Source organism: Paenibacillus sp. J31P190 (genome assembly GCF_059692075.1).
The window spans coordinates 170,239-188,510 of record NZ_JCAUAS010000002.1 but is presented as its reverse complement, the minus strand read 5'-3'; the positions used below and the strand labels follow the sequence as shown (position 1 = coordinate 188,510).

Annotated in this window: 19 protein-coding genes and 1 other annotated feature; of the genes, 15 read left to right on the top strand and 4 right to left on the bottom strand. The window is 42.1% G+C overall.

Annotated features, from left to right (window positions below; translation table 11 throughout):
- Positions 1-35 precede the first annotated feature (35 nt).
- The 6 genes from AC58U0_RS04450 to AC58U0_RS04425 all read left to right on the top strand — a co-directional run bounded on the left by AC58U0_RS04450 (position 36) and on the right by AC58U0_RS04425 (position 6,341).
- Complete coding sequence (locus tag AC58U0_RS04450; protein ID WP_497377839.1) at positions 36-485, top strand: YdcF family protein; 450 nt, start codon at positions 36-38, stop codon at positions 483-485.
- Between the two features lie 769 nt (positions 486-1,254).
- Positions 1,255-2,541, top strand: coding sequence for an IS110 family RNA-guided transposase (locus AC58U0_RS04445; RefSeq protein WP_497377838.1), 1,287 nt, complete (start codon positions 1,255-1,257; stop codon positions 2,539-2,541).
- Between the two features lie 486 nt (positions 2,542-3,027).
- Positions 3,028-3,286: a binding site (T-box leader), on the top strand.
- A gap of 157 nt (positions 3,287-3,443) precedes the next feature.
- Positions 3,444-3,809 (top strand): DUF5662 family protein, encoded by a 366-nt coding sequence (locus AC58U0_RS04440; protein ID WP_497377837.1) that lies wholly within the window; start codon positions 3,444-3,446, stop codon positions 3,807-3,809.
- 464 nt (positions 3,810-4,273) lie between these two features.
- The gene (locus AC58U0_RS04435) at positions 4,274-4,585 is read left to right on the top strand and encodes an NUDIX hydrolase (RefSeq protein ID WP_497377836.1); all 312 of its coding nucleotides are present in this window, start codon (positions 4,274-4,276) and stop codon (positions 4,583-4,585) included.
- Between the two features lie 70 nt (positions 4,586-4,655).
- Positions 4,656-5,438, top strand: a complete 783-nt coding sequence (locus tag AC58U0_RS04430; protein ID WP_497377835.1) for a sugar phosphate isomerase/epimerase family protein — start codon at positions 4,656-4,658, stop codon at positions 5,436-5,438.
- A gap of 108 nt (positions 5,439-5,546) precedes the next feature.
- Positions 5,547-6,341 carry a TIGR00266 family protein gene (locus AC58U0_RS04425; RefSeq protein WP_497377834.1) on the top strand — a complete coding sequence of 265 codons (795 nt, stop codon included), beginning with the start codon at positions 5,547-5,549 and terminating at the stop codon, positions 6,339-6,341.
- Between the two features lie 78 nt (positions 6,342-6,419).
- Here AC58U0_RS04425 and AC58U0_RS04420 read toward each other — a convergent pair whose 3' ends face one another.
- The 4 genes from AC58U0_RS04420 to cysT are packed head-to-tail and all read right to left on the bottom strand — an operon-like array spanning position 6,420 to position 10,277.
- Positions 6,420-7,532 (bottom strand): sulfate ABC transporter substrate-binding protein, encoded by a 1,113-nt coding sequence (locus tag AC58U0_RS04420; protein ID WP_497377833.1) that lies wholly within the window; start codon positions 7,530-7,532, stop codon positions 6,420-6,422.
- A 35-nt stretch (positions 7,533-7,567) separates the two neighbouring features.
- Positions 7,568-8,653 (bottom strand): ABC transporter ATP-binding protein, encoded by a 1,086-nt coding sequence (locus tag AC58U0_RS04415; RefSeq protein ID WP_497377832.1) that lies wholly within the window; start codon positions 8,651-8,653, stop codon positions 7,568-7,570.
- A gap of 14 nt (positions 8,654-8,667) precedes the next feature.
- Positions 8,668-9,474: a sulfate ABC transporter permease subunit gene (locus tag AC58U0_RS04410; RefSeq protein WP_497377831.1), complete on the bottom strand. Its 807-nt coding sequence runs from the start codon at positions 9,472-9,474 to the stop codon at positions 8,668-8,670.
- Positions 9,471-10,277, bottom strand: a complete 807-nt coding sequence (gene cysT, locus AC58U0_RS04405) for a sulfate ABC transporter permease subunit CysT (RefSeq protein ID WP_497377830.1) — start codon at positions 10,275-10,277, stop codon at positions 9,471-9,473. The genes AC58U0_RS04410 and cysT overlap by 4 nt, the downstream gene beginning before the upstream one ends.
- A gap of 503 nt (positions 10,278-10,780) precedes the next feature.
- On the opposite strand from cysT, the gene AC58U0_RS04400 reads away from it, so the two are divergent.
- The 9 genes from AC58U0_RS04400 (at position 10,781) to AC58U0_RS04360 (ending at position 18,215) form a co-directional block, all read left to right on the top strand.
- A complete protein-coding gene (locus tag AC58U0_RS04400) occupies positions 10,781-11,572 on the top strand; it encodes an ABC transporter permease subunit (protein WP_497377829.1) in 792 nt (263 codons plus the stop codon).
- A 16-nt stretch (positions 11,573-11,588) separates the two neighbouring features.
- The gene (locus AC58U0_RS04395; RefSeq protein WP_497377828.1) at positions 11,589-12,359 is read left to right on the top strand and encodes an ATP-binding cassette domain-containing protein; all 771 of its coding nucleotides are present in this window, start codon (positions 11,589-11,591) and stop codon (positions 12,357-12,359) included.
- Between the two features lie 36 nt (positions 12,360-12,395).
- Complete coding sequence (locus AC58U0_RS04390) at positions 12,396-14,006, top strand: FAD-dependent oxidoreductase (RefSeq protein ID WP_497377827.1); 1,611 nt, start codon at positions 12,396-12,398, stop codon at positions 14,004-14,006.
- Entirely contained in the window at positions 14,006-14,344 is a 339-nt protein-coding gene (locus tag AC58U0_RS04385; RefSeq protein ID WP_497377826.1) for a 4Fe-4S binding protein, read from the top strand. The genes AC58U0_RS04390 and AC58U0_RS04385 overlap by 1 nt, the downstream gene beginning before the upstream one ends.
- A 46-nt stretch (positions 14,345-14,390) precedes the next feature.
- On the top strand, positions 14,391-15,413 hold the full coding sequence (locus tag AC58U0_RS04380) for an ABC transporter substrate-binding protein (protein ID WP_497377825.1): 1,023 nt from the start codon (positions 14,391-14,393) through the stop codon (positions 15,411-15,413).
- Positions 15,414-15,435: 22 nt separating this feature from the next.
- Positions 15,436-15,843, top strand: a complete 408-nt coding sequence (locus AC58U0_RS04375) for a DUF4395 domain-containing protein (RefSeq protein WP_497377824.1) — start codon at positions 15,436-15,438, stop codon at positions 15,841-15,843.
- Positions 15,844-16,072: 229 nt separating this feature from the next.
- Positions 16,073-16,903 carry an alpha/beta hydrolase family protein gene (locus AC58U0_RS04370; RefSeq protein ID WP_497377823.1) on the top strand — a complete coding sequence of 277 codons (831 nt, stop codon included), beginning with the start codon at positions 16,073-16,075 and terminating at the stop codon, positions 16,901-16,903.
- Positions 16,904-16,922: 19 nt separating this feature from the next.
- The gene (locus AC58U0_RS04365) at positions 16,923-17,132 is read left to right on the top strand and encodes a YezD family protein (RefSeq protein WP_057302418.1); all 210 of its coding nucleotides are present in this window, start codon (positions 16,923-16,925) and stop codon (positions 17,130-17,132) included.
- Between the two features lie 108 nt (positions 17,133-17,240).
- Positions 17,241-18,215, top strand: coding sequence for an alpha/beta fold hydrolase (locus AC58U0_RS04360; RefSeq protein ID WP_497377822.1), 975 nt, complete (start codon positions 17,241-17,243; stop codon positions 18,213-18,215).
- Positions 18,216-18,272 lie beyond the last annotated feature (57 nt).

Below are 18,272 nucleotides of genomic sequence, written 5' to 3'. Positions count from 1 at the left end.
TTACAATAAAAGGAAAAAGTAATAGAGGGATTAAATTGCTGATCTCGCAGTTCGATCCTGAGAACCTTCTTCAAAATCATATTGACTCGATATTATTTAGTAATCTGGTGGATGATGGTTCTAAAGGCGATGTTATTTTTGTGTTTGGAAGCCAAAAATCTTTAATATATCGAGTCCCTGAAGCAATTAAGCTATACAAACAAAAACGTGCTCCAAGAATCTTGTTTTCAGGTGGGATGCAATGGGATGGTCAAAATGATGTTGAGGCAAAAATGATGAGAGAAGAAGCAATAAAACAAGGCATTCCTAAAGAGGATATCTTGATCGAACCATTATCTAAGTATACAAAAGAAAATGTTTTATTTTCTTCAGAAGTATTGGAGAGCAGTATGGGATTAGCTAATGTTCAAAGAATTTTGATTGTTACAACTGCTTATCATATGCGGCGTTGCCATCTAACCATGATGACATTTCTGCCCGATTAAATTTCTAATACTTTTTGTCCAGTCAATGACAAAGATACTAGAAGAGATACTTGGTTTATGAATGAAATAGGAACAGCAAGAGTAAGGGAAGAGTGCAAAAAAATAATTACATACATAAGGAACAACCAATTGATGGATTTTGGTGTTGAGTTGAGCTAACGGATACGTTTGTTCAATGAAACCAGGACGAGGCTTCCGGCATCAATCGGGAGCCTCGTTGAACGGGCAGGATAGTTAAATACCGTTGTTTACGTAGATATTGTATATATAAGAAATATTAAATACTTGGCACCGAATCGGCAGCCAAGTTATATGGTTTTTGCTAAATTTTAGTGAGAACTACCGAAGCGATAAATCCAGTAACTGAAATCCAAAATAGGTATGATTTCAGAAGTTTTTTCACGCGATATTGCTGTGGGTTTGCCATTTTTTGTGTTTAATTTATACACATACAGAAGAAACAAATAATCATGTCATCGAGCTTAATATAAATATTGGGTATCAAGAGGTTCGACGTGGGCCAATTTGGGATGATGTAATCCGAGTAAGCCTGATTAAGCAATTACGCTGAAGAGGAACTTAGTTCAGTCACCAATACGACGGCAGCCGGAACACAAATGGCTGCCGTTGTCCGTTGAAGTAACGGGCAGCATTCCTATTATGTAGAAATACGAGGTTTGAAAAATAAAAAGACTCCTTGGTATGATGTTTATGGATCCCAGTTGCTGGCCAGCGACAGATCCAAAAACTTAACCAAGGAGACTACACCATGCATTCTACTCAAAATGAACGAATTAATCAAATCACTTCTTCTACCTTAATTGTCGGAGTCGACATCGCAAAATTCAAACATGTGGCGAGGGCCCAAGACAACCGCGGAGTCGAGTTCGGAAAGTCCATTACGTTTGAAAACAATCGAGAGGGTTTTGAATTGTTTGTGAGCTGGTTCCAGAAGATTTCAACAGAGCATGGCTTTCAGGAGGTCATCGTTGGCATGGAGCCGACCGGTCACTACTGGCTGAACCTAGCTCATTTTCTACGAGATAAACAAGTTACGTACGGTGTAGTTAATCCACTTCACGTGAAGAAAAGCAAAGAACTAGACGACAATTCTCCAACGAAGAATGACATCAAGGACGCCAAAGTCATTGCACAGCTGGTCAAAGACGGGAGATACGCCATACCAAGCCTTCCGCAGGGCATTTATGCAGAATTACGGGAAGCGATGAAAATTCGCGAACACCTGACGACTGACCAATGTGTTGTGCAAGCACGTGTCCATAACTGGCTAGATCGCTATTTTCCAGAGTTTCTGACGGTGTTTAAGGATTGGGAGTGCAAGTCTGCCATCCAGATGCTGAGCCTTTATTTATTGCCTCACGAGCTGGTTCACGTCTCGGATGAAACCTTACTTCAGCACCTGAGAGAAGCTGCAAAGCGGGGGCTTGGTCTAGGTAGGATTAAGAATCTAAAGGAGGCAGCGAGTCGCTCTGTAGGTATACGAAGTGGTTCGGAGTTAGCTAAGTTGGAGCTGAAGTTACTGCTAACACAGTACGAATGGTTTCAGAGCAAGCTTGAAGAATTGGAGTCTAATTTGGATAAACTGCTTGTACAGATTCCACATGTACAGCAATTGTTAGCCATAAAAGGGATTGGTAGGGACACAATCGCAGGATTTCTTGCAGAGGTAGGCGACATAAGTCAGTACCGTCATCCAAAGCAGATTATGAAACTTGCAGGATTGAATTTGAAAACAAATTCCTCAGGAGAACACATCGGACAAACCAAGATAACCAAGAGAGGCAGGAAACGCCTTCGTGCCTTGCTTTTTAGAGTAATGATGCCGTTGGTTGCTAAAAATACAGCCTTCCGAGCCTTACACGAGTATTACACGAAACGTCTTGTAAATCCATTGAAGAAGATGCAGTCTCTCATTGCGTTATGTAACAAGCTTATACGTATCTTTTTTGGCATATTGAAAAAGGGACATGAGTTTAGTGAAGAAAAGATGATCCAGGATATTCCTCGATTTACAGAGTTACCGCAAGCAGCTTAATGAACGTTTTTAGTGATAAATGACCGAAGTAAAGCAAGATAACAAGAAGCATGGATGAGTCAGAACGACGTTAACATACGGACGAAGATCCTGTCGGGCAGCATATCTGACCTCCACCTCATGGACAGGTTGAATGAAGGAATGTGGGAGCATAGACTCTGTGAGATATGGGAGGGTTCACCACCATGAGCTGGTGTGGAGATCCAAAGGTGCAACCATACTTTGCCGAATTTACCACTTTTTAAAATGAGCGGTTTTAGGTGGAGACTTTTCGCGCCTTCAATATCCCCATAAATTTCTTTATCTACAAATTAGTTCCAGTTGGATGTTTTCTATTTAACAGAACAACCGGTCAAAATCCTAAGAAAACGTGAGCATTTAAGAGAAAAGCGATTCTCCATAGAGGGAGGTTAACGTGGCACGACTTAATGAATCGGCTGATTTAAATTTGCCTTTACAAATTTACGAGCATACTGGTAAAATTACACAAATGCGATGATGAGAAGAGTAAATATCGTATACGTTAACAGAGAACTCCGGTCGCTGAAAAGGAGTAAAGGATACCTTATTGAACCAAGTCTCGGAGCATCACATCGGAACCAGAATTTACGATGGGGATGGTGCGACAGAGCTCCTGTTACAGAGCTAGAGTATAAGTATGCTTTGTTATGCCGTACTCGATGAGGCTAATCTGATGTCAGATTAGTGAACTGGGGTGGCACCACGACGAAATCTCGTCCCCAAGACAACGTTCTTGGAGGTGGGATTTTTTATTTGTAAAGTTATTTTCTTTCTAAGCTATCGGAGGAGTGTTATTCGATAACTCCCAATTAACATTAAGAATCATGAGGCATCTGGTCAAGAGGAATGAAAGTTATTCTTGAGAGGAGATGTAAATTTCAATGATGAAAGCCTATTGGAAGTATTTCTTATACATCATTTATCACAAACTGAATGTTGTGATTGAATGTTGGAAGGAAGGTTTGTACATCCAAGGAATAACACATGATTTGTCGAAGTTTTCGCCAGCTGAGTTCTTTCCGTATGCAAAGAAATTTTACTCCGGAAAACCATTAAACTCAGAAGATGAAATAAAATGGAAATATGCATGGCTCCGTCATCAACATAAAAATAAGCATCATTGGGAATATTGGATCATTAATCCGAATACCCAAGAGGCAATACCCATTGATCGCGGTAGAAATGCATATCTAAATATGTTAAGTACAGTAAAACCTAACTCGGACTATATTGTTGATGGATTATGACCTATTGAAACGATCATTGAATTGATAGTACAAGAAATAATGAATATATAGGTAATTATCAAATTACATTAGACAGAATGAAGTAAGCAAACAAAGGTGCATTATTAAACCCTTGTCCACCATTTTTTAGAGATGAAGAAGTTGGCGATGAGGTAATAGGTTCCCAATATTTTGCGGGACATGCATTCAAGAAAAATCTAATCTTTGTTCAACAAGCTGTTTTGATGTACTGTTTGGGTTTGAAAGTTTAAGAGCATGTATTGCTTGAAGCGCTGAGGTCCTAAAACAACGATTTTGGAATATATCTGAAAGACAAATCGAGACATCAGTAGTTCTATGTGATAGTAAATGGAAATCTATTGAATAAGATGAAGATATTTGCGGGATTTTCGAAGAAGAGGTGGTTTAGAATCTATAGTACATTTGTGATAATAAGCTACCTCATAGAAGAAGGGTGACCGAATTTGATTTCACAAGCTTTGATTATACAAGGCAATAAAGTACTTATGGTAAAGCAATATGTTCAAAGAGGGGATATTGTATGGAATTTCCCTGGAGGCGGTATAGAGGAAAATGAAACATCAGAGCAAGCATGTATAAGAGAAACTAAAGAAGAAACAGGTTTCGATATTAAAATCGAAGGGCATTTATGTACCAATAATAACAAGCACACATTTAGAGCTCAGATCATAGGTGGAGAGATGGATCTTGATAATACAAAAGAATATAATAGTGATCTAATTGATATAGCATGGATAGAACTAAGTGATAATTGAACTACATAATAAGGTTATGGATAATAAGATTATTCTTTAACAAGTTCGAAAGAAAGTGAGGTAGTCCAAAATGAAACTAGGAATGCCAACTTTAATAGAATTTAAAACATTTGAACAGAATGTTGCCCTATGTAAAGAATTAGGTCTTAATTTCATTGAACTAAATATGAATCTTCCGATTTGTTTACCTGAGAATTTAAGCTATCAGGAAATAAGGCATATGAAGAACGAATATGGCATCGAATTTACTGTTCATTTACCAGAAGAAATTGATTTATCATCGTTTCATCCTTCAATAAGACTGGGACATTTACAGAGATGTAAGGAAACAATTGAATGGGCTGGTAAGGCAGGGATACAAACTCTGAATATGCATCTAAATAATGGCATTTACTTTACGCTACCCCATGAGAGAATGTGGATTAATGAACAATACGAATCTGAATTTAATAAATTACTCTTTGATTCCTATTCTCAACTCTACCAGCTTGCTGATTCTTTAGATGTTATTTTGTCAATTGAAAATACATGTAACTTTCATATTCCATTCATCAGTAGGGCTCTTGAGATGCTAAGGAAGTTCGAAAACTTTTATCTCACATGGGATGTAGGACATGATGCTAAAGTTCACTTTAAGGAAGAGACTGTATTCCGCGAATATACGGATCGTATTAAGCATATGCATCTCCATGATTGCGATGATAAATCAGACCATCAGCCCTTATATAGCGGTTATGTCCCGATTAATGATCGACTTCATTTTGCCGAAATTTATGGCTTGTCTGTTGTGATTGAAGTGAAGACTAGTACATCTTTAAGAGAATCAGTAGAACAAATCAAGAAAAATTTTTAGTGAAGAGGTATCCTGAAACCAACCCTCAAATACATCGTATAACATCTAAAATGGCTTAATTTATGTTGTCAATTTCCTTATGGAAAACAAATAGGAGGTAAGTAGGTAATGAACGCACATGAGATTGATTATCGTATTTTAGGAAATGAAATGCAGTATGTGGAAATTGAGTTGGATCCGGGTGAAAGTGTCGTAGCAGAAGCCGGTAGCATGATGATGATGGATCAAAACATCCAGATGGAGACTGTCTTTGGAGATGGCAGCAGTGATAATAAAGGGTTCATGGGCAAGCTGCTTGGTGCTGGTAAACGATTATTAACGGGTGAAAGTTTGTTCATGACGGTTTTTACGAATCACAGTTCACACGGGAAAGAGCAGGTTAATTTTGCTGCACCGTATCCTGGGAAAATCATAGCGATGGATTTACAAGATCTCGGTGGTAAGTTGATTTGTCAAAAGGATTCCTTCCTATGCGCAGCGAAAGGTGTTTCGGTTGGCATTGCTTTTCAGCGTAAGCTAGGGGCTGGTTTCTTTGGTGGCGAGGGCTTTATCATGCAGAAGATTGAAGGCGATGGTTTGGCTTTTGTTCATGCGGGTGGTTCTATCTGTGAACGTGTCCTTCGTCCAGGAGAAATAATTCGAGTGGATACGGGTTGTCTCGTGGCTATGACTCAAGAAGTTGATTATGACATTGAGATGGTCAAAGGCGTTAAAACTGCGTTATTCGGCGGTGAAGGTTTATTTTTCGCAACGTTACGCGGACCTGGGCGCGTCTGGATTCAATCCTTGCCATTCAGCAGGTTGGCCGACCGTATGGCTTCAGCATCAAGAGCGGGAGGAAGGAAAGAAGAGGGAAGCATCTTAGGCGGTCTTGGTAATTTGCTTGATGGAGATGGAAGATAAGGATCGCTCAAACAACGTAAAATAATTAAGAAAGCCCGGAAGCGAATTGTACATTCGCACCGGGCTTTTCCTATGTTCTTACTTGGCTCCACCTTCTGCAAGAATGGTTTCCCAGATTGCTCCTTTGCCATAAAGCTCTTTGTTCACTTTATCCCAACCGCCGAGGTATTCAATGTTGAATAAGCCAGCAGGCGTAGTATAGTTTTTCTCGTATTTCTTAGCAACCTCAGGTAGAACGGAACGGAAGCCCTTTTCTGCGAATACGGTTTGTGCTTCAGGTGTATATAAGAAGTCTAGGAACGCTTGCGCTACTTCACGATTACCATGTTTGTCTACGTATTTATCAATAAGGGCAACTGGATTCTCAATGGATGTTGTGTATTGTGGAATGACTTCAACATACTTTTTACCGGATTGAATACGAGCTAGAAGCTCATTTTCATAAGTTACGATCGCATCGCCAACACCTTTATCGAAGGTAGTAAGGGAATCTGCTCCGCTTTTGTCCAATACTTTGATGTTTTTGTATACTTTACTTACAAGATCTTTGGCTGCGGCTGGGTCTTTTTTGCCTGCAGCTTCGGAAGCTTTCAAGCCTGCGCCGTAGATGGCATTAATATCCCATTTGGCTCCGCCGGAAGTGCTCGGATTAGGAATCAGAACTTCAACACCCGGTTTCGTCAAATCAGCCCAGTCTTTAATTCCTTTAGGATTACCTTCACGAACACCAATTGCTGCAATTGAAGCTGTGATATTACCTTTGTAAGGATTGTTTTTCCAGTCGTGCGTAATTAAACCTTTTTCAGCGATCTTTTGAATATCACCTTCCAAAGACAGTGGAGCGATGTCAGCCTCAAAACCTTGGATAATGGCCGTAGCTTGTGCACCAGAAGCCACATAAGATTCTTGGAATTCAACAGTTTGACCTGTTTTCTTTTTCCATTGATCTTTAAATTTTGGAATAATGAGATCGAAGGATTCTTTGACGACTGAATATGCTCCAAGTGTAATTGTCACTTTGCCACCTTCAGCCTTTGGGGCAGTGCTTGCCGCGGCTGTAGATGCCGCCGTTGCTGCCGCAGATGGAGCAGGTGAGCTTGCAGACTTTGTCCCTGATCCGCAAGCTGTTAGGGCGATACTTGCTGTGAATAGTGTTGCTGTGATTAAGCCAAGCGTTTTGAAGTTTTTCATGGTTTACAACTCCCCTTCTAATGTATACACAATTTTTATATAAAAACAGGCAGCGGATCTTGTTTAGCCTGATTTTCAATCAATTTATTATCTGTTTTCGTAAATACGGAGATATGATGGATGAGGATATTTACCTCATCTCCAGGTTGATAAATCTTTTCCTTCACGGACTGATAAGCAAATAGCTTGATAGCCCCTGTATCAATTTCCAAATACCAGGAATCTCCACGGAAATGAGCATGTGTTACTTTCCCTTTTTCCCCAGCTGTAGCGAGATGAGACACATCATGGGGGCGAACTTCAATGGATTCAGGTCGAATCATCACATTCACATCAGGAAGCCAGTTACCATCATTCTGCAATTCTTCTAAGTAAGGAAACCCGATTAGTGGGGTATATTGCGAAATGATGTTGGATTCTCCAATAAATGAGGCCACAAAAGAGGAAGCGGGCTTCGTGTATATCTCCCAAGGACTTCCTTGCTGCTCAATTTTTCCGCCTTGAACAAGAATGATTTCGTCTGCAACCTCGATGGCTTCATCCTGATCATGAGTGACGAACAGGGTTGTTACTTTAAATTCATCGATGAGGTTTCTGAGCCAAACTCGCAGCTCTTTACGAATTTTAGCATCAATGGCTGCAAAGGGTTCATCAAGCAAGAGCAGTTGAGGTTCGGGTGCTAATGCTCTTGCGAAGGCAACTCGTTGGCGTTGACCGCCAGAGAGCTGATGAGGGTATTTACGCTCACTACCGGCAAGCCCCATCAAACCTAGTAGGTAAGTAACGCGATCTTGAATGAAATCCTTTGGCTTTTTCAGTACCTTTAAGCCGTAGGCGACATTTTCAAATACGGTCATATGCTTGAAGAGGGCATAGCTTTGAAACACGAACCCAATTCCTCTTTCCTGAACCGGAAGATGAGTCGCCAGTTTCCCGTCGAAGTAAATATCGCCAGAGGTGGGGCTTTCTAATCCCGACAACATGCGAAGAATGGACGTTTTACCGCCTCCGCTTGGCCCAATCAGACCTACCAGATGACCTTTCGTAATGCTGAAATTAACGTCCTTGATGGCATGAAACTGCCCGAAATGTTTATTTAAGTTTTTGACTTCGATATGCATACTGGGGCTCCTCCTTAATGGCTTCTCAATTTTTCACTTCTTCTTTTCAACCATTCAAGTGCTAATAAAATAGAAATCGATATGAGACCTAGGACGAAAGCAACGCTGTTCGCTGCCACGAGGTGGAATTGTTCGGCATCTTGATAAACAAGGGTTGTAGCTGTTTGCGTTTGATTAATGATATTGCCAGATACGACTAGGATCGATCCAAACTCACCTAGTGCTCTTGCAATCGTGAGAATGAGTCCGTATAGCACGCCCCAACGGATACCTGGCCATGTAATTTGAAAGAATGTACGCCAGGCGCCAGCTCCTAAAGTAGCAGAAGCTTCTTCCGACTGTGTACCGATCTCTTCAAGTAAAGGCACCACTTCACGTACCATCAGAGGGAACGTAATGAACATCGTTGCTAAGACCATGCCGGGCACAGCATAGACAATTTTCATATTATGATCTTCCATGAAGGTTCCAAACGTCGTATTTGGACCAAAAATCAAAATAACCATTAAACCAACAATGATAGGAGATACAGCAAATGGTAGATCAATAAGTGCATTGATGACAGGCTTTAACCAGCGAGAGATCCAAGAACCTCTGACAATTTCTAAGGAAACGTAAATGCCGACAATGGCATTAAGTATGGTTACAATCACTACAATAATTAAAGAAATTTTCATGGCATGCAGGGCTTCAGGTCGTACAAGAGCATCGAAAAAAGCTTGCGGGCCTTCTTCAAAAGCACCAAAGGTAATACCAAGAAAAGGCAACATAATAAGTAAGAAAATAACGAGAAACGAAATACTGATCAATACTTTTCTCATGCTAGGCGCCCCTTTCCGCGTGTCAGTACATTGATGATCCAGAGAATAAGGACGGACAATGTAAGGAGCACGAGAGAGATAGCGGCTGCGCCTTCGGGATTAAAATTCTGTGTTTCACCATATATATAGACCGATGCCACCATCGTTTTACCGGGCAAATTGCCTGATATAAGGGAGATGGCTCCAAATTCGGCAAGTGATCGAGAAAAGGCGAGCATGCTGCCGGCAATGATACCTGGGAAAATGGCTGGGAACACGATTCTACAGAAGGTGTAAAATCTACCCGCACCAAGCGTAAAGCTGGCTTGTTCTTCTGCTGGATCGATTTGTTCAAGCAAAGGTTGAACCGTTCGAATAACAAAAGGGAAGGTAACAAATACAAGGCCGATCACGATAGCAGTTTGATTGTAGAGTAATTTAATTCCCAAATGGTCGAGCCAGACACCTAGTGGACTTGAAGGTCCTAATAGGGTTAGGAACATTAAACCAGCTACTGAAGTTGGAAGCGAGAAGGGAAGATCTACCATGCTGTTTAAAATGCTTTTGCCGCGGAAGGTATATCGGACAAGGACATAAGCAATGATGGTACCTACAATCGCTTGAATGATGGTTGAGACAACGCTGAGCTTAATGGTTAGCACAATGGACTTCCAGGCTAATGGTCCTGTAACCTCTTTCCAAAATGGATCCCATCCTAAGGAGAATCCTTTCAAATAGATGGAACCTATTGGGATGACAAGAAGTACTAACAAATAGCCGATAAGCACAGATCGAACCGTAGCTTTAAATACCTTATTTCCCACATTACACCACCTAATGTCATTAATCATAGCTTTTTACTCGGAATAATAAATTGACTATACCAACGATCGTTCTAATTTGTCAATACGCCTAACCTCATTTTTATGCAAGAAAGTTGAAATATTTTTCTAATAAGTAAATTCACATGGAAGATGGGATGATTTGTACGACTAAAATACGAGTTTGAACATGATTTTCTGATGTTAAAAGACAAGCTTATTAATGAAGGAATATTTCAGAATGAATAAACGTTGTCTGAAAATAACTTTTTCTTAATGGAATAGTCTTTTAGAGTGTAGAAAAACTCATTGACGAAGCCTAAAACTGGTGATACTATAGGAAACATATTAAAACCAAGTAATCGGGTGTGAATTATTTAATTAAATAAAAGAGTCGACCAGATGACTGGAGACTCCCATTCTTGCTTAGCATTTTGAGGCATGAATCGGGAGTCTTTTCCGTTTTCTAACGCCACTTTACTTTATGCGAAGAAAGAGGGATTCACATGCTAGCTAATCGCACTTCAACATTAAGGGAATCTAAGTTCTGGCAGCCTTGGGTCATCCCGATCCTCATTTTGCTTCTCTGGCAAGTTCTTGGATTATTTGGGTGGTTATCTGAGCGCATTCTGCCTACGCCTTGGGAGGTTTTAACTGCTTTATTCGGTGTAATTAAAGATGGAACTATTTTCGAATACGTAGCAGTGAGTACGAAACGGGCTTTTCTTGGGTTCCTGATTGGCGGGAGCATTGCATTCGTCATTGGTTTGCTAAATGGGGTATTCCCAATAGCCGAACGATATATGGATTCTTCTGTCCAAATGGTTCGAACCATTCCCCACCTAGCGATGATTCCTCTCGTTATTATGTGGTTTGGTATCGGTGAGACATCAAAGCTGTTCCTCGTTTCATTGGGAGTTGCTTTCCCTATATACCTCAATACGTTTCATGGGATTCGATCCGTCGATCCAGGTTTAGTAGAAATGGGCAAAGTGTATGGCCTTAAAGGATTCGCGTTATTTGCAAAAGTGATTTTACCTGGTGCATTAGCGAACATTTTACTTGGCATCCGATTTTCTTTAGGCATCATGTGGCTTAGTTTAATTGTAGCCGAAACGATAGCTGCGGATTCCGGAATTGGTTATATGGCAACGCATGCCAGAGAGTTTATGCAAATGGATGTTGTTGTATTATGTGTAATCTTGTACGCCTTATTAGGGAAATTATCTGATTTAATTGCCAAGTATTTTGAAAATCGTTGGTTGAAGTGGCATCACAATTACTTGAATAAAGCTTAGAGAAGGGGGAAGAGTCATGAGCATGAAAAGTGGAGGCACTCAGCTGCACATTCGGAATGTAAACAAAGCATTTGGTCAAACACATGTGTTATCTGGGATTGATTTATCGATTAAACAGGGAGAATTTGTAGCGATAGTAGGTCGCAGTGGTTGCGGTAAAAGTACGTTACTTCGTTTAATTGCAGGACTTGATGAAGCTTCAAGCGGTGCCATCTTACTAGATGCTCAAGCGATCAATGGTATTCACGAAGATACGAGGGTTCTTTTTCAGGAACACCGTCTGCTGCCGTGGAAAAAAAATATCGATAACGTGCGGATTGGGGTTAAATCCGGAGACAAAGAAGTCGCCTTTCGAGCACTTCAGCAAGTTGGGCTTGAACATAAACGGGATGATTGGCCTGCTGTTCTTTCTGGTGGTCAAAGGCAGCGGGTTGCCTTGGCAAGAGCACTGGCGGGTAATCCGCGTCTGCTGCTTTTAGATGAACCGTTAGGCGCTTTGGATGCTTTAACTCGGATTGAAATGCAGCAGCTTATTGAGCAGCTATGGTTGGAGAAGCAATTCACTGTCCTGTTGGTCACACATGATGTTAGTGAAGCTGTAGCGTTAGCTGACAGGGTTATCATTATCGAAGATGGGAAAATAGGGCTGGACTTAAAGATCTCACTCTCTCGACCTAGGGAGCATGATAGTGGTTTCGCTTATTATGAGAAAACCATTTTGGATAGGCTTCTTGTGAAGCAATCGTATGAGCAGGTAAGAATTGCGGCAGATGCCTTCTCGATTTAACGAATAGAAGAACGAAAATTAAAGGAGGACAGGGGAATGGCTCAATTTGATTTGCAGCTTCAAGCGGATGTACTAATTATTGGCGGGGGACCTTCTGGTGCATGGGCGGCTATCACAGCAGCGAAAGAAGGAGCGAAAGTCATTCTGGTCGATAAAGGATATTGCGGAACGAGCGGTGCTACGGCACCGTCTGGTACAGGCTTATGGTATGTGAATCCCAATGCGGATGAGCGTGAAGAAGCCATGAAGAGCAGGGAAGCGCTAGGCGGTTATTTAGCTGATCGCGGTTGGATGAAGAAAGTCCTAGACCAAACGTATACCAATACGAATCAAATTGCTGCATGGGGATATCCATTCCCGCTCGATGAAACTGGAACTTCACATCGGAAGAGCTTGCAAGGGCCTGAATACATGAAGTTGATGCGCAAGCAAGTGCAGAAAGCAGGAGTTCGCATCCTGGACCACAGTCCAGCGCTTGAATTGCTAGCAGATGAGCATGGTGTTGCAGGGGCAACAGGGGTGAACAACCAAACGAATGATACATGGCGTGTAGATGCGACCTCAGTCGTGATTGCAACGGGCGGATGTGCTTTCCTAAGTAAGGCTTTGGGGACGAATGTTTTGACAGGTGATGGATACTTGCTCGCGGCTGAAGCGGGAGCTAACTTATCAGGCATGGAATTCTCAACCGCGTATTCGTTAGCGCCAGCCTTTTCTCCTGTAACGAAGTCTGCCTTCTATACGTGGGCAACATTTTACTATGAGGATGGCAGCGTAATAGAAGGTGCGGGCTCGCAAAAGGGGCGTTCAGTGATTGCTCGTACGCTGCTGACTCAGCAAGTTTTCGCTAGAATTGATAAGGCTGATGATATCGTCAAAAAAGCTATGCGTCAGGCGCAGCCTAACTTCTTTTTATCGTTCGATCGCCTGGGCATTGACCCGTTCACACAAAAGTTTCCTGTCACTCTGCGGTTTGAAGGGACTGTAAGAGGCACTGGCGGTATCCACATTATTGATGAAACGTGCGCAACAGAAGTTCCTGGTCTTTATGCAGCAGGAGATGCAGCGACAAGAGAGCTCATCTGCGGTGGATTTACCGGCGGTGGAAGCCACAACGCAGCTTGGGCTATGTCCTCGGGCTATTTCTCAGGTGAAGCTTCGGCTAAATATGCGCTGAAACTGGGCGCAGGAGCTTCAAATAGGAAGGCTAAAGGATTGTCCGAGGCTACTGGTGTACCTAAACAGGCAACGACAAGATCTGATGCACCTGATACGCAAGAAATTATCAAAGCGGTTCAAGCCGAAGTGTTTCCGTATGACCGCAATTGGTTCCGCACAGGAGAAGGTTTACAAGATTCGCTGGGACGCTTGAATCATCTCTGGCACGAGCTGAAGCAGGGCATTCAAGCTAGTGATGGGAATGTTGTTCGAGTTCGTGAAGCAGCTGCTATGACGGCAACAGCCAGATGGATGTACACCAGTGGTTTGGAACGAAAAGAAACACGCGGTATGCATCGCCGGGAGGATTTCCCGCGAGTTGATCAAGACCAGCAATATCGCATCATTAGCGGCGGTTTGGATACAACATGGGCAAAGCCTTTGCTTGAGCAATCCTTTTCAAGCGTCAAAAAGGAGGCTGTTGTGTAATGATTGAACTACTCAGTAAGGATCGCTGCATTAGCTGCAATCAGTGTGTATCCGTATGCCCAACGAATGTATTCCAATCCGTAGCGGGAGATATTCCGGTCATCGCCAGACAATCGGACTGCCAAAGCTGCTTCATGTGTGAGTTGTACTGCCCAACGGATGCTCTTTACGTTTCTCCGGTAGCGGAACAAACGATAGCAGTCGACGAAGGGGAGTTAGTTCAAGAAGGTTTATTAGGAAGCTACAAAGAGAACATAGGCTGGGGGAAAGGCAGAGAATCGACAGCCTCCTCAGACGGTTCATATATCATTTTCCAACGTATGCGTGCAACGCATTAATTCGCTCATTATCATTCCACACGACTATCAGGGGGTCCAAAGACATATGACACAGAGATCATTGAAATTGTTCAGTATGGCTCTTATTTTAACTATATTTACTGTATTTTTAGCGGCTTGCGGGACAAAATCGACGAAAACAACGGCTCCAGCAACAACGACAGCAGCAGCAGCAGAAGCAAAAATTACACTGCCTGAAACACTTCGTATCGGTTTTATTTCGGCGAATAATAATAAGACCATTACAGGACCGGAAGGCTGGGCGCAATCCAAAGGTTACTTGGAAAGCGAACTCAAAAAATACGGCGTTAAGGAGTTCAAATATTTCAACTTCCCGAATGGTCCTAACTTGAACGAGGCGATTACCGCGGGAACGCTGGATGTTGGAATTTATGGGGATACTCCCGCAATTAATGGGAAAGCTGCAGGTCTGAAGACGCGTTTGATTAACCAAACGCAAATCAATATGAATGCTTGGCTGGTAGCTAAAGCAGACGGTCCGAAGACGTTAGCTGATCTCAAAGGTAAAAAGGTCGCTACTTCCCAGGGCTCCTATATGAGCCGATATTTAACTAGCTTGCTTAAGGAGCAAGGGCTTGATAAAGACGTGAAGATCCTGCATTTATTGCCTGCTGATGGCGAAGCTGCGCTATCCCGCGGTGACATTGCAGCCTATGCCTATCCAACTGGATTCGGGCCATTACTTCTGAAAAAAGGATATGTTGCTATTGATGAAGCGGCGAAACATCCGGTTCTACAAGGTTCAAGTCTAACGGTAGTTACGGAAGACTATCTGGCTAAGAACCCTCAATTTCCTAAACTTTGGAATGATCTTCGTACGAGAGCAGTGAAAGAAATTCGTGAAAACAGTGAAGAGTTTTTCAAATTCTATGCGGAAGCATCCGGCTATCCAGTGGATGTTGTGAAAGCATCGTTCAAGATCGAGCAGTGGCCTGTTGAATCAAGCACTACGGATGGTTTGAAACTAACAGAAGAAACGAAGAAATTTCTTGTGGAGCAAGGCTTGGCGAAGAAAGATTTTGTTATAACGGACTGGTTAGCGAAATAGGATTGACCAAGGAGGGATGAGGGTGAAAGAAGTTCCAATTTCCTATGTAAAGGCTAATCAAACGGGTATTGTTGTCTTTGTCCTGCTAGCATTTGCGTTTCAATGGACTTGGCTAGTTGCCTTGCTTTGGCTGATTCAGTTGCTTGGCCTAGTAAGTGGTGGGAAATGGAATCTGTTCGTAGTGGTGTCTAAACCGTTTCTATCTCGAAGCGGTATTGAAACACAAGCCGCAGAGTTGACAAGGTTTAACAATACTTTGGCTGTATTATTTCTTACTTTATCACTTGCATCTTTTGCCATCGGTTGGAGTATGGCGGGATATATCTTCACTGGCTTTTTACTCTTAGCTGCAGGCGCAGCCTTGCTGGGCTATTGTATCGGATGTACGATCTATTATCAGTATAAGCAATTCATCCTCAGACGAGAGTGAAGCGCGGTTAAGGAAAGGTAAATATGGAAAGACTCTCACTAGAGCAAGGTGGGAGTCTTTTCTATCCACATAATTAAGTGAAAAAGCTCAAATTAGGGCCAATTATTATTGCCGAAAATATGTTAAAAATAGGATTGACACCTTTAGTAGGTGATGCTAATATTGGTTTATACCTAATTCATACTAAACTTATCGGAATTATATGCGAACGCGAAAGGGAGTTAACATCATGGAGCATGCTATCACAATTCAAAGCGACGACGTCGAATTGGCCGCAACGTTACATTACCCGACAAATCAATCAGGAGCCGCGCAAGTTGATTGTCAACGTTGGCCGCTTATCATCATCTGTCATGGGTTTATTGGCAGCCGGATAGGGGTGGATCGTCTATTTGTGAAAGCAGCTCGTGAGTTTAGCTCGCAAGGATACTTGGTTCTCCGTTTCGATTACGGTGGTTGCGGTGAGAGTACTGGCGACTATGGAGCTGGCGGGCTGGATGTTCTGATTGAACAAACGAGAAGTGTTATTGATTATGCATCGACGATTGATTGTGTAGATCTCAGTCGTGTGATCTTGGTGGGTCATAGCTTAGGCGGTGCGGCTGCAGTTCTAACGGCAGCGAGAGATAATCGCGTGAAAACACTCGTGCTATGGTCAGCTGTCGCTCATCCACACAATGATATTGTAAGAATTGTAAGTAAATCTGAATACGAGAAACTTCCGTTAGGCGGATCGATCGATCATCATGGTTATGTATTGACAAGTAAATTTTTTGATTCTTTATCTCAGCATCAGCCGTTTGAACAACTGCGTAAATTTAACGGTGATGTCCTCGTTATTCACGGTACTGCGGACGATATCATACCAGTCGATTATGCGCCATTATACCAGAAGATGTTCTGGATGCGATCAGAGGGCCAATGCGAACTCGAGCTTGTCTATCAAGCAGATCATACTTATTCAACAACAGGTTCTGCGAAAGAACTTTTTGAGAAAACAGGGAACTGGTTAACCTTTATTCAGAAGCAGAAAAGAGATTGGAATGATTGGACAATTTAATGGAATCGGAGGCAAGAGAATGGCGAAACCACTAGAGTTAGATGATGTTTGGGTGGATAGAATTAAACAAATGTTAAACGGGTTGGAATACGGTTCCGTTCAAATCGTCGTACATGATGGAAAAATTGCTCAAATCGATAAAACAGAGAGAAAACGATTCGACGCGTCATCTCAACCGCAATCCCAACTGCAAGCAGTAAAATCAGTCAAACAAACTAGTAAAGGTTAGCATACAGCGGTTAAGTATAAAAGTGATTTACAAGCCCTCTTTCTTCGGAAAGGGGGCTGTTTTCATAAAGCGGAAGCCTTATAATAATGAAGAACAGGTTGGAGTGAAATGGAAAGTTTATGGGGGGATCCTATGCAGAAGCAGCATTTTATATGGAAAGACTCTAAGCAGATTAATAATTATGTATATGAATGGCTGCCTGATGAGACCACTGAAGTAAAAGCAATTGTTCAAATTGCACATGGCATGTCCGAAACGGCCTTTAGGTACGAGAGGCTTGCTGCTTTATTAACGAGTCAAGGTTTTGCTGTCTATGCGAACGATCATTTGGGGCATGGACGAACTGCAGGAACACCTGAAGCCGTAGGTAAATTTGGCAAAGATTGCTTTCATGGTATGGTTGAAAATATGGGGCAGATCACTAGTGAGATCCGTAAAAGGTATCCAAAGCAGATTCCTTTATTTCTGATGGGCCATAGTATGGGCTCGTTCTTAACACAGCATTACATGGTATCGTATATAAAAGAACATCCCGACAACGTTCAAGGTATCATTCTTTCAGGTACAAATGGCAAACAGGGTGCAGCTTTACATGCAGCAATCGCTATTGCAACAGCAGAAGCAGCTATTCGTGGAGATCATCACCGGAGTAAGCTTGTTACGTCTCTTTCATTTGGAGCTTTTAATAAAAAATTCGCGCCGAACCGAACGCCATTCGATTGGTTAAGTAATGATGCAGCCGAAGTTGATAAGTATGTAGAAGATCCATATTGCGGAGTTACGTTTACATCGGGTTATTTCAGAGATTTCTTTAGAGGACTAAAGGAAATTCATCAAGCTAAGCATGTCCACCAAATCCGTAAAGATTTGCCTATATACGTATTTTCAGGTGAAGAGGATCCGGTTGGTGGAGGTAAGGGGGTGCTCAGGCTGCTTAGCATGTACGAGGAACTTGGGCTTAAAAACGTTAGCAGTAAGCTTTATCCCCACGGCAGACATGAAATGTTGAATGAAGTGAATCGGGATGAAGTCATGGATGACATTGCAGCATGGCTGAATGAGCAGGTTGCATCTAGGGGTTAAAATCATGAAGTGAATAGAAGAGAAAAGAAAAGGCTGCTCCTCTTTGTAGAGAAATCT